This is a genomic window from Delftia sp. S65 (assembly GCF_016516495.1).
GTDB lineage: Bacteria > Pseudomonadota > Gammaproteobacteria > Burkholderiales > Burkholderiaceae_C > Comamonas > Comamonas acidovorans.
In genome coordinates, this window is the sequence record NZ_JACVUR010000012.1 from 61225 (window position 1) to 76106 (window position 14882).

A 14882-nucleotide genomic window follows, 5' to 3' on the forward strand; every position below is an offset into this window, starting at 1 on the left:
CATGGGCATGCAGAACAACCCGTTGCCGACGCCCGGCCGCCGCCGGACGGCAGGCGGCTTCACCCTGATCGAGCTGATGGTGGTGGTGGCCGTGATCGGCATCCTGTCGGCCATCGCCTATCCCAGCTATGCCGAATACCTGCGCAAGTCCCGCCGCACCGATGGCAGGCGCGCCTTGCTGGAGGCCGCAGGCGCCATGGAGAAGTACTTTTCCGCCAACCTGACCTACGAGGGTGCGACGCTGGGAGGCACCGGCGTCTATGCCAGCCGATCTCCCGACGGTTTCTACGAACTGTCGCTGAGCCCTGACCCCACCGCATCGAGCTACACCCTCATTGCCTCGCCGCTGCGAAGCCAGCTCAGCGACAAATGCCATACCTTCACCTACGACCACCTGGGCGTGGGCGGGGTCCGCAATGGCACCCTGGCTGCACGCGATTGCTGGTAGCAGCTGAGCAGCTTACCCAGGCAGCCGCGCTCAGGGTTCGCTGCCCGGCCCAGGGCTCGGGGCCGGCGCCCCGGGCCCGGCAGGCTCGGGCCGCTGTATGGTGCGCACGGCCGCGCGCACGCGGGTCAGGGTGTGGAAGTCCAGCAGGCTGGTGGCCATGATGGTTTCCCAGAGAAAGCAGGCCAGGGCCGAGAGAAACATCAGCACGCCGAACAGAAAGCCCAGCACCGCATAGCCATGGCCGTTGATGCCGTAGGCCTCGCCCAGGAACAGCAGGGCAATGGTCAGGCCGATGCAAAAGCCGCAGACGGTCAGCAGCCCTATGCAGACATTGGCCAGCCGGCCGCGCTTGCGCAGAAAGTGCAGTTCCGTGAGGCTGCGCGCGATGAAGTCCTCTTCCTGCGGGTTGCGCAGCAGTTCTTCCAGCTTGCGCGCGCGGTCGATGATGCGGGCCAGCCGCCCGGCCACGGCGCCGATCATGCCGGCCACGGCCGTCAGGAAGAACACCGGCGCCAGCGCCAGCTGGATGCTGTGGGTGACGGTATCGGCGTCTAGCGACCAATTGATCATGCGGTCCTCTGCGTGCTTTCTGTTGTCTGGTGCGGCCATGCTGCCGTGTTTTCGCGCGGACAGTATTGTGGCCGCAAGCGGGGGCCGCAAGAAGCCATGTCGCCAGCTTTTGGCATTCAGCGGGCCGGTGGCGCTGGCAGCATCTGCCGGCACAGCGACAGCATCTCGGTCAGCAGGGCGGGCGCCTGGTCACGCCGGCAGACCACGCCCAGCGGCGCCAACCTGCCCGTCAGCCGCACATCGAGCCGGCACACGCGCGCATGGGTCTGCAGGCCCGGCGCAATGCTCAGTGGCACCAGGGCCACGGCGCCTGGCTGGCTCAACAGGCCCTCCAGTATCGGCAGGGAAACGGTGGAGACGGGAAACCAGGGCGCATCGGGCAGCGCCTGGAGCACCTCGGCCTCGAAAATCCCGCGCACGGCGATGTTGGCCGTGGGCAGCACCCAGCGCGCGCCGGTCAAGGCCTGCAGCGGCACGTCACGGCGCCCGGCCAGCGCATGCGAGCGTGCGGCCACCACCACGGCCGTGTCGGCCAGCAGCGGCTCGAAGACGAAGGGGCCGGGCAGCAGCGCCGGCTCGCGGCAGAACACCGCGTCCAGCCCGCCGCCCAGCAGCTGGGACAGCAGCCGGGTGCTGGCGTCTTCGTGCACATCGACATGCACCTCGGGATGCTCGGCATAGAACCGCGCCAGCAGGGGCGAAAGAATGGCCAGGGCTGCCGCCGGAATGGCGCCCAGGCGCAGCGCGGCCGCCGCGCCCCGGCGAATGGCGGCCAGCGATTCCGCCACCTCCTCCAGCGCGGCCAGCACGCCGCGCACCGTGTCCACCAGGGTCTGGCCGGCCAGCGTGGGGCGTATGCCGCGCGCATGCCGCTCGAACAGGCGGATGTCGAGCACGCGCTCCATCTCGGCCAGCGCCTGGGTGGCGGCCGACTGGCTCATGTGCAGCGTGGCGGCGGCCTGCACCACCGAGCCGCATTGCTGCAGCGCCACCAGCAGTTGCAGCTGGCGCAGGCGCACATGCTTGGTCAGGCGCGAATACAGCAGCCGCCCCTGGGGCGTGGCCGCATCGTCCAGGCCGTCGCGGTCATCGAAGTCATTGCTCATGGGAGTCTCAGTGTTTTCCCCAGGCAGGCCCTGGCGCGCCACAGGCGGCGCAGGGCAAGCTATCGGAACGACTTATAGCTTGGCACAAATACCGTGGCCCACGCGGGCGGCAGGATTTCTATAGTCGCCTGCATCGGGAGCCGGCGCGGCCCAGGCCTGCGGCTCCTCCACCGTTGATGGAACCCATGCCATGCAAGCCAAACCCCTCTTTCAGCTGCCGCGGCGCACCGTGCTTTCGCTGGGCACGTCCGGCCTTGCCGCCGTGTTGTGCGGCCTCACCCTGGCCCACACGGCCTCCACGGCCCATGCGGCCGATGCCTATCCGAACAAGCCGGTCAAGCTCATCGTGCCCTTTGCGGCAGGCGGCTCCACCGACATCGTTGCGCGCGTGATCGCAGAGGGCCTGCGCAGCACGCTGGGCCAGCCCGTGGTGGTGGACAACAAGGCCGGCGCTGGCGGCCTGATCGGCACCGAAAGCATTGCCCAGGCCGCGCCTGACGGCTACACCATCGGCATGGCCACGGTGAGCACGGCCACCATCAATCCCTCGCTGTACACGCGCGCCGCCAAGCTGGAAGGCAGGCTTTTGCCCGTGGCCAATCTGGTGACCATGCCGTCGGTCTACATGGTCCACCCCAAGATGGGCGTCAAGGATTTCCCAGGCTTTCTGGCCAGGCTGCGCGCCCAGCCCGGCGCCTACAGCGCGGGCGTTCCGGGCCTGGGCACGCTGGGCCATCTGATGGTGGCGTCCTTCAACGAGACCATGAAGACCCAGGTGCAGATCGTGCCCTACCGCGGCAACGGGCCGGCGCTCAACGATGCGCTGGCCGGCATGGTGCAGGTGATGACCGACCAGCTGCCTTCGGCCATGCCCCAGATCAAGGGCGGCAAGCTCATCCCCGTGGCGCTGTCGGGCGACAGCCGCTCGCCCGACCTGCCCGATGTGCCCACCTTCAAGGAGTTGGGCTACGCGCAGCTCAACGAACTGGGCATCAGCTGGTTCGGGCTGGTCGTGCCGGCCGGCACGCCACCGGCCATCGTCCGGCAGTTGCAGGAAGCGTCCACGAAGGCCGTGCGCCTGCCCGAGGTGCAAAAGCACCTGAAGCTGCTGGGCGCCTCGGTCACCGAGATGGACCAGGCCCGCTTCCCGGCCCAGATCGCCAGCGAACTGCAGCGCAACAAGGCGCTGCTGGACAAGGCAGGGGTGAAGCCGGAATGAGCGCAGTCGAGCACCTCCAGGACTTCTTCCAGCAGCAGTCCCCGCGCATGGCGGCCCTGGCCGACAGCATCTGGTCCCTGGCCGAGCTGCGCTATGCAGAAACCGCTTCTGCCCGGCTGCACATCGATGCACTGGAGCAGGCCGGGTTTCGCATCACGCGCGGCGTGGCCGGCATTCCCACGGCCTTCCTGGCCGAATGGGGCGACGAGGGCCCGGTGCTGGCCTTCCTGGGCGAGTACGACGCGCTGTCGGGCCTGAACCAGCAAAGCGGCGCCCTGGTCTGCACGCCCTCCACCGACAGCCCGGGCCTGGCGGGCCACGGCTGCGGCCACCATCTGCTGGGCACCTCGGCGCATTTCGCGGCCGTTGCGCTGCAGGAGCACCTGCGCCGCAGCGGCGCCAAGGCACGTGTGCGCTACTACGGCTGCCCGGCCGAGGAGGGTGGATCGGGCAAGACCTTCATGGCGCGCGCCGGGGTCTTCGACGATGTGGACGCGGCGCTGACCTGGCACCCGGCCAGCTTCACCGGCGTGTTCAGCCAGAGCACGCTGGCCAACATCCAGGCGAAATTCATCTTCCACGGCAAGGCCGCGCATGCCGCGCATTCCCCGCACCTGGGCCGCAGCGCGCTCGACGCCGTGGAGCTGATGAACGTGGGCGTGAACTACCTGCGCGAGCACATGCCCACCGATGCGCGCGTGCACTACGCCATCACCGACTCGGGCGGCCTGTCGCCCAACGTGGTGCAGGCGCGTGCCGAGGTGCTGTACCTGGTGCGGGCCGCGCGCAACCACGAGGCAGCAGCGCTGTACGAGCGCGTGCAGAACGTGGCGCGCGGCGCCGCGCTGATGACGGACTGCCGGCTGGAGATCGTCTTTGACAAGGCCTGCTCCAACCTGCTGCAGAACCGCACGCTGAACCAGGTGATGTATGCGCAGATGCAGGCCCTGGGCCCGCTGCACGTGGACCCCGGCCTGCATCGCCTGGCCGGAGACTTCCAGGCCACGCTGGACAGCAACGACGTGGACCAGGTCAGCCGCCCGTTGGCCAGCGTGCTGCGCGGCAAGGTGCCTGCCGTGTTCGAAGGCCTGGCGCCCTACGATCCTGCCGTGGAGGACACCCTGTTCGGCTCCACCGACGTGGCCGATGTGAGCTGGATCACGCCCACCGTCCAGGCCTGGGTGGCCTGCTACGCCTTCGGCACGCCGCTGCACTCCTGGCAGATGGTCTCGCAAGGCCAGTCCGGCCTGGCCCACGCAGGCATGGTGCGCGCCGCCCAGGTGCTGGCGGCCACGGCCATCGCCTTGCTGGAGCAGCCCGAACGCATTGCCCAGGCCAAGGCAGAGCTGCTTGAGCGCCGCGGCGGCCGACCCTATGCGTGCCCGATTCCTGCGGAGGTGCCCTTGCCGTTCATGCGGGGGTGATGGGCTTGGCCCGCCCTGGATGATGGACTCGTACCCCATGCCCAGTTCCCGGGCTTGCCGGGGCTTGCCCCTTTGCGCTGCCGCAAACCCACCCCGCCGCCGCGTTGACCCATCACAAGCCCTCCGCGCCAGGCCACGGCGATAGTTGGATCGGGACCCCACCGATACCAACAAACCACAGGAGGACTTGTGAAGCTGATGATTGATCTTTTTTCCACCGACTACGGCCTGATGAGCCTGGGCGCCATCGTCTTCATGCTGATCATGGCGGGCTTTTTCCTGCGCCTGTTCCTGGGCAAGATGAAGCACGTGGCCAACAAGCCGCTTGAATGAAGAAATGCCCAGGCAGGGGCTGGCCTGGGCATTCGCACGCAGCAGCCCTGCGCACTCAATAGTGCGGGGGCAGCTCGTCGCGCAAATTGGTCGCGCCGCCGGCGGGTCCGCCTTCGGGCACCCGGCGGCGCAGGTCGCGCAGCTCGTCAAGCAGCCGGTCGATCTGCTGCTGCTGGCGGTAGATGGTCACGTTCAACTGCTCCAGCAGGTCATCGGTGTAGCTGGCCTTGATCTCCAGCTCCATCACGCGCGCCTGCAGGGCATCGGCGTCTGCGTGCCCGCCGCCATGTTCTGCGTCGTCAGCCACGCTCATGCCTTGAGCGCCTGGGCCAGGCGGGCGATGCCTTCGCGGATCTTGTCCTCGTCAGCCGTGGCGAACGAGAGGCGGAAGCTGGTGGCATCGGGGTTTTGCGCAAAGAACGGCGCACCCGGCACAAAGGCCACGCCCTGGGCAATGGCCCGCTTGGCCAGCTCACCGGCATCGGCCAGCGCGCCGCCCTTGCCGGTCAGGCGCACCCACAGGAACAGGCCGCCCTGGGGCTGCAGGAATTCCACGGCATCGCCGAGGTGCTCGCGCAGCGCATCGCCCATGGCCTTGGCGCGGCGCGCGTAGACCTCGCGCACATGGGCCAGCGTGGCGGGCATGGCGCCGGACTTCAGGTACTGCGCGGCCGTGGCCTGGGCAAAGGTGCTGGTGTGGGCATCGCTGAACTGCTTGCACATCACGGCGCGGCCCAGCAGCTCGGCCGGGGCCACCAGCCAGCCAATGCGCAGGCCGGGGCTGAGCACCTTGCTCAGCGAGCCGCAGTGCGCCAGCCAGTCGCGGCTGCCGGGCACCTGGCTGGACAGCGCCAGCAGGCTGGGCGGAGGCGCTTCGCCAAAATACAGGTCGCCGTAGGGATCGTCCTCCACCACCAGGGTCTGGTACTTGACGGCCAGCTCCAGCACCTTCTTGCGGCGCTCCAGGCTCAGCATGGCGCCGCTGGGGTTGCCGAAGGTGGGGATCAGGTAGACCAGCTTGGGGCGGTGCTCGGCAATGAGTTGCTCCAGCGCATCGACCTGGGCGCCTTCGGCGTCGATGGGCGCGCTGATGACTTCGGCGCCGTACAGGCGGAAGCACTGGATGGTGGCCAGGAAGGTCGGGCCTTCGACGATGACCTTGTCGCCGGGATTGATCATGGTCTTGCCCAGCAGGTCCAGCGCCTGCTGGCTGCCCGTGGTCACCACCAGTTGCTCGGGGGCCAGCTCGCGCACGCCCTTGCCGGCCATGAAGGCGGCGATCTGCTCGCGCAGCGGCTGGTAGCCCTCGGTCGCACCGTACTGCAGCGCGGCGCCCGGCTCCTGCTGCAGCGCAGCCTGGGAGGCGGCGCTGATGCCGGCCACGTCGAACATGGCGCTGTCCGGGAAACCACCCGCAAAGCTGATGATGCCGGGCTTGCCCAGCAGCTTGAACAGCTCGCGGATGGCGGAGGTTTCTACGTTGTTCAGACGGTCGGCGAATTGCATGGGCAGGAGTCTCTTTGTCGGTGCAATGAAAAGGCGAAGCATGCATTGTCGCCAATCCTGCCGCAGCTTTCCTGCACGATTAGAAGCCCCCTGAGTCGATTCGCGCCTTCCCCCTCTCTCCCGGAAGGCAGCTGCGTTCAATCCACCTTGATGTCGGCTCTGGCGGCCACTGCGCGCATTTGCGGCAGTTCGCGTTCTATGCGTTCCTGCAGCGCGCTGGCCGGACCCCATGCGGGCGACAGGCCGATGTCCACCAGCTTTTTCTTCATGGCCGGCTCGGCCATGGCGTCGGCCAGCGCCTTCTCCAGCTTCTTCTGGATGGGTGCGGGCAGGCCGGCCGGGGCGAGGAAGGCAAACCAGGTGTCCATGGCAAAGCCCGGGTAGCCGCTTTCGGCCACGGTGGGCACCTGGGGCAGCAGGGCCAGGCGCTGCGGGCCCAGGGCTGCGATGGGACGGATCTTGCCGGCCTTGATCAGCGGCGTGGTGGCCACCACCGTGTCCACGGCCACCTGCACCTGGCCGCCCATCAGCGCGGTGAGGCTGGGCGAGCTGCCATTGAAGGGCACATGCACCATGCGCATGCCCGTGGCGGTCTTGAGCATTTCGCCGCCGAAGTGCACCGAGGATCCCGTGCCGAAGGAGCCGTAGGACAGCTTGTCGGGGTCGGCCTTGGCCAGGGCCACGAGTTCGGGCAGCGTGCGTGCAGGCGTTTCGTTATGGGCCACCAGCACCAGGCCCATGTCGGCCACCAGCCCCAGCGGCGTGAAGCTGCGCAGCGGGTCATAGGGCAGCGGGTTGCGGATGGCGGGGTTGAGCGTCAGCGTGGTGCTGGCGCCCAGCAGCAGCGTGTAGCCGTCGGGCGGCGCCTTGGCCACCAGCGCGCCCGCCACCACCGTGCCTGCACCGGGGCGGTTTTCCACGACCACGGGCTGGCCCAGCCTCTCACCCAGCGAGGTGGCCAGCAGCCGGCCCAGGATGTCGGTGGCGCCGCCCGGCGCAAACGGCACGACCAGCTTGATCGGACGATCCGGGTAGGACTGGGGCTGGGCTTTGGCTGCGGGCAGCGCAAGTGCCGTGGCACCGGCCATCAGACACGACAGAAAACGGGAACGGGACAAGGCCATGGCGCGGATCTCCTGGGGGACGAGGGAACGGGAACCTGGGAAAAATCGATGCGGCGGTTTCAGTCGAGCAGCGGGCTGCGCACGCGCGAGAAGCCGCCGGCCTGGTCATAGGCATGGCCGATCTGCAGCACGGCCAGATCGGCCTGCGCCGGGCCGATGATCTGCAGCCCGGCAGGCAGCCCCTGCGGCCCGAAGCCTGCGGGCGCGGCCAGGGCCGGCAAGCCGGCCATGGTGGCGGGCACCACGGTCTGCATCCAGCGGTGGTAGGTGTCCATCTCGCGGCCGCCCACGGCATGCGGCCAGTCCAGCGCCGTATCGAACGGGAAGACCTGGGCGGAGGGCAGCACCAGGAAGTCGTAGCTGTCGAACAGGCGGCGCAGGGTTTCGTACCAGGCCGAGCGCACACGCGCCGCGTCATAGACAGCCATGGCCGGCAGCGCCAGGCCGCGCTCGATTTCCCAGAGGGCCTCGGGCTTGAGCAGGGCATGCGTGACCGGGTCGCGGTACAGGGCGGCGTTGGCCCCGGCCACGCTGAAGCTGCGCAGGTCGATCCAGGCGCGCCACAGGCGTTCGAAGTCGAAGGCCGGCACGGCCTCTTCCACCGTGCAGCCGATGGTCTTGAAATGCCGCAGTGCCGCGCGGCAGGTCTCCAGCAGGCCGGGCTCGGTGGGCAGGTGCCCGCCCAGGTCCCCCAGCCAGCCGATGCGCAGGCCCTTGCAATCGCGCTGCAGCTGCGCGGTCCAGTCCTTGGGCGGCTCGCTGCGGCGGGTCAGCGGCAGGCGTGCATCAAAGCCTGCCTGCACGGACAGCAGCAGGGCCAGGTCGGGAATGTCCCGCGCCATGGGGCCGGCCACGCTGAACTGCTGGAAGAACACCTCCTCCGAAGGGCCATGCGGCACGCAGCCCACCGAGGTGCGCAACCCATAGACATGGTTGAAGGCGGCCGGCGTGCGCAGCGAGCCCATCATGTCCGAGCCATCGGCCACGGGCAGCATGCGCAGCGCCACGGCCACGCCGGCCCCGCCGCTGCTGCCGCCAGCCGAGCGCGAAGGATCGAAGGCATTGCGCGTGGTCCCGTAGACCGGGTTGTAGGTATGGCCGCCCAGGCCGAACTCGGGCGAATTGCTGCGCGCCACAAACAGCGCACCGCCTGCGCGCATGCGCTCGAACACCACGCAATCGGTCTGCGAGACCTGGCCCGCGAAGATGGGCGATCCCTTGGTCGTCACCATGCCGGCCGCCGGCATGATGTCCTTGGGTGCCTGGGGAAAGCCGTGCAGCGGCCCCAGGCTCTGGCCGCGCGCCAGCAGCGTGTCCAGCTCGCGGGAGCGGCCGCGCAGCCAGTCGCGGTCCAGCGGAGATACCAGCGCGTTGACCACGGGGTTGAGGCGGTCGATCTGTGCGCAATAGGCATCCAGCACCTCCACGCAGGACAGATCGCGGCCCTGGATGGCCTTTGACAGCGCGACGGCCGACATCTCCACGACGCCACCACCCCCGGTGGCCAGATCCGGCTGCTGCGTTGCGGTGCTTGCGTTTGACTCCATGGATTTCCTCGTTTTTGTGACAGAACGAAGTCAGCATAAGCAGGCGAAACTATTTCGACAATCGCCTTTTTCTTGGCTTATCGTTGCGTTTTTCGCAAACCATGAGCAGGCCACCATGCTTTCCAACCGCCTACAGGACACGGCCCTGCGCTACTTTCTCGAAGTGGTGCGCAGCGGCTCGGTCAGCGAAGCCGCCACGCGGCTCAATGTCTCGCCCTCGGCCGTGAGCCGCCAGGTCGCCGGACTGGAAGAGATGCTGGGCGTGCCGCTGTTCGAGCGCCGCCCGCGCGGCATGGCGCCCAGCCCGGCAGGCGAGCTGCTGGCCGCCCACGCACGCCGCGGTGCGCTGGAGGCCGACCGTGTGGTCTCCGACATCGAGGCCCTGCAGGGCCTGCGCCGGGGCGTGGTGCGCGTGTGCAGCTCGGGCGGCTTTGCCATCGAATTCCTGCCACGCGCCATGGCACTGTTCCGCGAGCAGTACCCGGGCATGCAGTTCCACCTGCGTGTGGAGGCGCCTGCCGCCGTGACCCAGGCCGTGCTGGGCGGCGAGGCCGATGTGGGCCTGACCTACAGCCGCGCGGCGGCACGTGACATCGAGGTCTGGCACCGCCAGGTCTCGCCCGTGGTCGCCATCATGCGGCCCGACCATGCGCTGGCCCGGCATGCCAACATCACCCTGGCCCAGATGCATCCCCATGCCATTGCCCTGCCCGAGGACGCCAACACCGCGCGCCAGCTGTTCGACATCGCCTGCAGCCACCGCCGCCTGGTGTTCGAGCCCGCCCTGGTCAGCGGCCAGTTCGAGACCCTGGTGCACTTCGTGCTGCACGGCGGCGGCCTGTCGCTGGGCGGTGAGGTCACCATGCGCGAGCGCGTGCGCCGAGGCGAGCTGCATGCGGCGCCCATCCGCGAGCGCGGCATGAATGCGCGCGCCATCGAGCTGCAGACGCTGTCCGGACGCACCCTGTCCAAGGGCGTGCGGGCCTTTGTGGAGCACCTGCGGGAACTGCTGCCGCCTGGGTAGGAGGAAGAGGAGAGGGGAACGAAGGAAGAAGAAGAAGAAGGGGAACGGGTCTCAAGCGCAGCGGCAGGCGCTCAGGCCTGCCCGCCTTCCAGCTGGCGCTGCGCCCAATGCCACTGCGCCCGGCGTGTGGCCTGCCGCAGCCGCTGTGCCAGCGTCTGGCGCTCAGGCAGGCCGGGCAGGTACTCGGCCATCTGCACGCCGCGCAGTCCCAGCTCCAGCAGCTCGATCTGCTCGGAGCTGTTGCCCGTGCACAGCACCATGCCCATCGGCGTGTTCTCGCCCTGCTCATGCTCATGCCGGTCCAGCCAGCGCAGGTATTGCTCCATCTGCTCCTTGTCCTCGGCCGTGAATTCGCCCACCTTCAGCTCCACCGCCACCAGCCGCCGCAGCTTGCGGTTGTAGAACAGCAGATCGAGGTGGAAGTCCTGCTCATCCACATGCATGTGCATTTGCCGCGCCACCAGGGTGAAGCCCGTGCCCGACCGCAGCAGGAAGGCCTCCATCTCGCGGATGATGGCGGCCTGCAGGTCGCCCTCCTGCCAGGCATCGTGCAGCCCCAGAAAGTCGAAGATGTAGGGATCGCGCATGAACAGCGCCGGCGACATGCGCTCGGTGCTGCGCGGCGTGACCGGCTCCTGCGCGATCAGCGCCTCGGCATCGCAGGGCAGCGCCAGGCGTTCATAGAGCTGGGAGTCGATGCGGCTGCGCAGCGTGCGTGCGCTCCAGCGCTCAAGGCTCGCCATGCTGGCGTAGTACTCGCGCTGCACCGGGTCCTTGATCGCAATCAGCACGATGAAATGCGCCCAGCTCAATTTCCGGGTCGGCGAGATGACCAGGGGCTGGTCGGGAAACGCGGTGGAGAACTGCGTCATGCGCCACAGGTTCTTCTCCGAGAAGCTGCTGCCATAGTCCTGGACCAGATGCCCGGCCAGCACCGGCAGGACCTCATCGCTGCAGCCTGCCTGCCGCACCTCGGATTCATGGCCATGGATGTGCTGGCCGATGTGCCAGTACAGCAGGGTGAGTTCACTGTTGACGTTGGCTGCCACGCGAAGCCGCGCGGCCTCGATCAGGTCCCGTACATTGCCCAGCAGGGCCTGTGACGATGCGAGCGCGGGAGAAACGGATATCTTGCGAGTGGCCATGTGGTCGCCCCCCTCCTGGTGGCGTGATGTCTGGATGTCTGGTGTCGGCGGAATCGATCCGGCCGACTATTGCGATGCGGCCTTGGCCAGTCAACGCCGCATCTGCATAACCAGACGATCTGACCCTGGCAGACATGAAAAATCAGAACATTCCTAGAGCCTGTTACGCACTTTCAAATACCCGCGCTTGCATGACAATGCACGCCACATCGATGGATACGCGCCCCCCACAATGAAAACCACCAGCATCGAACCCTTCTTCGCCACGCTCAAGGCCGCCAATCCCTCGCCCCAGACCGAGCTGGAATACACCAATGTGTTCGAGCTGCTGTCTGCCGTGCTGCTCTCGGCCCAGGCCACGGACGTGGGCGTGAACAAGGCCACGCGCAAGCTGTTTCCCGTGGCCAATACGCCCCAGGCCATCCTGGACCTGGGACTTGAAGGGCTGGAGGGGTACATCAAGACCATCGGCCTGTACCGCAGCAAGGCCAAACACCTGATGCAGACCTGCCAGATCCTGGTCGAGCGCCACGGCGGCCAGGTGCCGCGCACGCGCGAGGAACTGGAAGCCCTGCCCGGCGTGGGACGCAAGACCGCCAACGTGGTGCTCAACGTGGCCTTTGGCGAGCCCACCATGGCCGTGGACACGCACATCTTCCGCGTGGGCAACCGCACGGGCCTGGCGCCGGGCAAGACGCCGCTGGCCGTGGAGATGCAGTTGATGAAGCGCGTGCCCCCGGCCTATGCCGTGGACTCGCACCACTGGCTCATCCTGCTGGGCCGCTACGTCTGCCAGGCCCGCAAGCCACGCTGCTGGGAATGCGTGGTGGCACCGTACTGCGACTACTCGCCCAAGACCCCTGCCCCGGCTGCGGGCAAGCGCTGAGCCTCAATCGGCCTTGAACCCCGTGGCCGCCACGGCCTTGCCCCAGGTGACCGTGTCGGCGCGCATGATGCGGGCGAGCTCGTCGCCCGTGGTGCCCGTCACGCGGAAACCCGCCTCCTCCAGCCGGCTGCGGCTGTCGGGCTGCTGCAGGGCGCGCACGATGTCGGCCTGCAGCCTGGCCACGATCTCGGGCGGTGTCTTGGCGGGCGCGACCACGCCGAACCAGGAATTGAACTCCAGCGACGGATAGCCCTGCTCCCGGATGGTGGGCAGCTCGGGCATGGACTGGGTGCGCGTGGCGCCCGTGCTGCCCAGGGCCGTGAGCTTGCCGGCCTTGACCTGGGGGGCGGCCAGGGCCGCCGTGGCGAAGACGGCCTGCACGTCGCCGCTGAACAGGCCGCCCAGGGCATCGTTGGTGTTCTTGTAGTGCACGGGCTCGGGCTTGAGCTGCACGGCATTGCCGAACATGAAGGCGCCGAAGTGGCCGGGCGTGCCGGCGCCGAAGGTGGCGATGAACAGCTCCTTGCGCTGGCGCGCCCAGGCCACGAAATCGGGCACATTGCGGGCCGGCACTTTCTGCGGATTGACCAGCAGCACGAAGTCGGAGGTGACGACCTGGCTGACGGGCACGAAGTCCTTTTGCGGGTCGTAGGGCAGGCGCTGGTAGGTGTTGGGCGCAATGCTGAGCTGGCCGGTCTCGCCCAGCATCAGCGTGTAGCCGTCAGGCACGGCGCGTGCCGCCTCGCTGGCGGCGATGAGGCCGCCAGCGCCCGGCTTGTTGTCCACGACCACGCCCAGGTTGCCCCATTGCTCGGAGAGTTTCTGCGCGAGCAGGCGCGCCACGATGTCCGGCCCGGTTCCCGCAGGAAAGCCGACGAGCAGGCGTACAGGCTTGCTCGGAAAGGCCGGCTGGGCGCCGACCACGGTCCAGGGAGCCAGCCCGGTGGCCAGCACGGCGGCAAGTGCGCAGGCCACGGCGGTGCGGCGCGACTTCGATGCCTGGTTTTTCATGTGTCTTGTCTCCTGCATTGTGGGTATCGAGAGGGGAAAGGCGCGGCTCAGAGCAGTTCGTGAAAGCGCATCTGCACGCGATCGGGATGGCGCGCGCCGGTGCCGAAGAACAGGCGCTCGTTGATCCAGGCCAGCGCACGGCTGGCCGTCTCCATGCGGGGCGCGCAGCGGAAATAGATGTGCGCGGGGTCCACGGGCTCACCGCGCGCCAGCTTTGCCATGTGCGCCGGGTCGCCGCTGCGCAGCGCCTGGTTGCAGACATAGATCAGGTCGCCGGCATCGGTCTCCAGCACATAGCGCGCATCGAGCTCGGCCAGCCCGCCGTGCACGATGCGCTGGAAATCCGCGCCTCCGGGCAGCACGCGCGCGCTCCAGCCGTCGCCCCGGGCCGTGCCGCCCAGGATGGGGATCAGTCGGCGCCCGCCGTGCGCCGTGGCACCGACCTCCTGCGGCGGGCCCACCTGCACACTCAGGTCGGCGAAGAAACGAAAGCGCGGATCGGGCAAGGCCGCAAGCTGCGGCACGTCATCTGGCATGGTTCTGGGGCTCCGGTGGATGGAATCGGGACCTAGCATAAGCACCATTGCCCGGGCCGGCCGTCATCCCGGAAGATGACAACGCCCTGCCCGCCCCTGCCTTCCCTTGAGACACTGGACCGCCCCCTCCGACACCCCTGACGCCAGCGCCCTGAGCGGCCATGCGTCCGGCCACGCGCCCAGCCACGCGCCCAGCCACGCCATCGGCCACATGGTCGCCAGCCTGGGCGAGCCCGGCTTCGCCCGGCAGGTGCTGGAGGCTATGAACCCGCTGCTGCCCGCCGCCTCCTGGTCGGTCTATCGCACGGGCCCGCGCAGCCGGCCGCAGCTGTTCCTGTCGGCCAGCAGCGAGGCGCGCGACACCACGCGCGACTGCTGGTGGGCCTATCTCTCGGGTCCTTATCTGCGCGACAGCACCTGGAACCACGGCGACGCCGGCCCGGCACGCAGCACGGCGCTGTGCCACATCACGGCCCAGGAGGTGGAAGGCGAGCACCGCGCCCTGGTCTACGACGCGCACGGCATGGCCGAGCGCGTGTCCATCGTCGAGCATCAGGACGACGGCGGTGTGTTTGCCGTCAATTTCTACCGCCACCAGCACCAAAGGGCACTGGGCGATGCGCAGATCGACCGCTTCGGGAGCATGGCGCCCGTGCTGCTGGCCCTGGCGCACAAGCACATCGCGCTGACGCAGGCGCAGCCCGCCGTGGTAACGGCCTTGGCCTCGGCCCCGGCCACCCCACCCAGCCAGCCCCGGCAGCGGCAGACACTGCCGGCCCTGCGCATGCGCCTGCTGCAGGCACAGCCCGACCTGACGCCGCGCGAACTCGATGTCTGCGCCCGGCTGCTGCAGGGCATGACGCATGAGGGCATTGCCTGCGACCTGTGCCTGAGCCTGCCCACCGTCAAGACCTATCGCAACCGCGCCTTCGCGCGGCTGGGCATCCACTTTCGCAGCGAGCTGTTCGCGCTGGCCATGGAGCCGCAGGGCTGAGGCCTTGCG

Annotated in this window: 16 protein-coding genes; 7 read left to right on the forward strand and 9 right to left on the reverse strand. The window is 68.5% G+C overall.

Translation table 11 applies throughout. The features are described from left to right. Window position 1 precedes the first annotated feature (1 nt). Window positions 2–448 carry a type IV pilin protein gene (locus IAE24_RS30585; protein ID WP_318246463.1) on the forward strand — a complete coding sequence of 149 codons (447 nt, stop codon included), beginning with the start codon at window positions 2–4 and terminating at the stop codon, window positions 446–448. A gap of 30 nt (window positions 449–478) precedes the next feature. Here the strand turns inward: IAE24_RS30585 and IAE24_RS12870 are convergent, their stop codons facing one another. Next, window positions 479–1018, reverse strand: coding sequence for a DUF2721 domain-containing protein (locus IAE24_RS12870; RefSeq protein ID WP_051941074.1), 540 nt, complete (start codon window positions 1016–1018; stop codon window positions 479–481). Window positions 1019–1134: 116 nt separating this feature from the next. Beyond that, entirely contained in the window at window positions 1135–2124 is a 990-nt protein-coding gene (locus IAE24_RS12875) for a LysR family transcriptional regulator (RefSeq protein WP_063326597.1), read from the reverse strand. A 190-nt stretch (window positions 2125–2314) separates the two neighbouring features. Between IAE24_RS12875 and IAE24_RS12880 the strand changes: the two genes are divergently transcribed. The 3 genes from IAE24_RS12880 to IAE24_RS12890 all read left to right on the forward strand — a co-directional run bounded on the left by IAE24_RS12880 (window position 2315) and on the right by IAE24_RS12890 (window position 5100). Further along, complete coding sequence (locus tag IAE24_RS12880) at window positions 2315–3343, forward strand: tripartite tricarboxylate transporter substrate binding protein BugE (protein WP_199961431.1); 1029 nt, start codon at window positions 2315–2317, stop codon at window positions 3341–3343. Next, window positions 3340–4767, forward strand: a complete 1428-nt coding sequence (locus IAE24_RS12885; RefSeq protein WP_065346288.1) for a M20 family metallopeptidase — start codon at window positions 3340–3342, stop codon at window positions 4765–4767. The genes IAE24_RS12880 and IAE24_RS12885 overlap by 4 nt, the downstream gene beginning before the upstream one ends. A gap of 198 nt (window positions 4768–4965) precedes the next feature. Next, window positions 4966–5100 (forward strand): DUF3149 domain-containing protein, encoded by a 135-nt coding sequence (locus IAE24_RS12890; protein ID WP_012204679.1) that lies wholly within the window; start codon window positions 4966–4968, stop codon window positions 5098–5100. Between the two features lie 55 nt (window positions 5101–5155). Here the strand turns inward: IAE24_RS12890 and IAE24_RS12895 are convergent, their stop codons facing one another. The 4 genes from IAE24_RS12895 to IAE24_RS12910 all read right to left on the reverse strand — a co-directional run bounded on the left by IAE24_RS12895 (window position 5156) and on the right by IAE24_RS12910 (window position 9277). After that, window positions 5156–5413, reverse strand: a complete 258-nt coding sequence (locus tag IAE24_RS12895; protein WP_199961432.1) for a SlyX family protein — start codon at window positions 5411–5413, stop codon at window positions 5156–5158. After that, on the reverse strand, window positions 5410–6606 hold the full coding sequence (locus IAE24_RS12900) for an aminotransferase-like domain-containing protein (protein ID WP_043819376.1): 1197 nt from the start codon (window positions 6604–6606) through the stop codon (window positions 5410–5412). Before IAE24_RS12900 ends, IAE24_RS12895 begins: the two co-directional genes overlap by 4 nt. Window positions 6607–6743: 137 nt before the next feature. Further along, a complete protein-coding gene (locus IAE24_RS12905; RefSeq protein ID WP_065346291.1) occupies window positions 6744–7730 on the reverse strand; it encodes a Bug family tripartite tricarboxylate transporter substrate binding protein in 987 nt (328 codons plus the stop codon). A 59-nt stretch (window positions 7731–7789) separates the two neighbouring features. After that, a complete protein-coding gene (locus IAE24_RS12910; RefSeq protein ID WP_199961433.1) occupies window positions 7790–9277 on the reverse strand; it encodes an amidase in 1488 nt (495 codons plus the stop codon). Window positions 9278–9392: 115 nt separating this feature from the next. On the opposite strand from IAE24_RS12910, the gene IAE24_RS12915 reads away from it, so the two are divergent. Then, window positions 9393–10301: a LysR family transcriptional regulator gene (locus IAE24_RS12915; RefSeq protein WP_199961434.1), complete on the forward strand. Its 909-nt coding sequence runs from the start codon at window positions 9393–9395 to the stop codon at window positions 10299–10301. Window positions 10302–10372: 71 nt separating this feature from the next. Here the strand turns inward: IAE24_RS12915 and IAE24_RS12920 are convergent, their stop codons facing one another. Then, window positions 10373–11446, reverse strand: a complete 1074-nt coding sequence (locus IAE24_RS12920; protein WP_192368073.1) for a PDDEXK nuclease domain-containing protein — start codon at window positions 11444–11446, stop codon at window positions 10373–10375. Between the two features lie 232 nt (window positions 11447–11678). On the opposite strand from IAE24_RS12920, the gene nth reads away from it, so the two are divergent. Continuing rightward, window positions 11679–12332, forward strand: a complete 654-nt coding sequence (gene nth / locus IAE24_RS12925) for an endonuclease III (protein ID WP_043819386.1) — start codon at window positions 11679–11681, stop codon at window positions 12330–12332. A gap of 3 nt (window positions 12333–12335) precedes the next feature. Here nth and IAE24_RS12930 read toward each other — a convergent pair whose 3' ends face one another. Together IAE24_RS12930 and IAE24_RS12935 are read right to left on the reverse strand one after the other, a co-directional pair. Continuing rightward, window positions 12336–13343, reverse strand: coding sequence for a Bug family tripartite tricarboxylate transporter substrate binding protein (locus tag IAE24_RS12930; protein ID WP_013803189.1), 1008 nt, complete (start codon window positions 13341–13343; stop codon window positions 12336–12338). Window positions 13344–13390: 47 nt separating this feature from the next. Continuing rightward, window positions 13391–13879, reverse strand: a complete 489-nt coding sequence (locus IAE24_RS12935; RefSeq protein WP_016453040.1) for a DUF3237 domain-containing protein — start codon at window positions 13877–13879, stop codon at window positions 13391–13393. 106 nt (window positions 13880–13985) lie between these two features. Here IAE24_RS12935 and IAE24_RS12940 point away from each other — a divergent pair, with 106 nt between their 5' ends. Continuing rightward, the gene (locus IAE24_RS12940) at window positions 13986–14873 is read left to right on the forward strand and encodes a helix-turn-helix transcriptional regulator (RefSeq protein WP_442778749.1); all 888 of its coding nucleotides are present in this window, start codon (window positions 13986–13988) and stop codon (window positions 14871–14873) included. The last annotated feature ends 9 nt before the right edge of the window (window positions 14874–14882 follow it).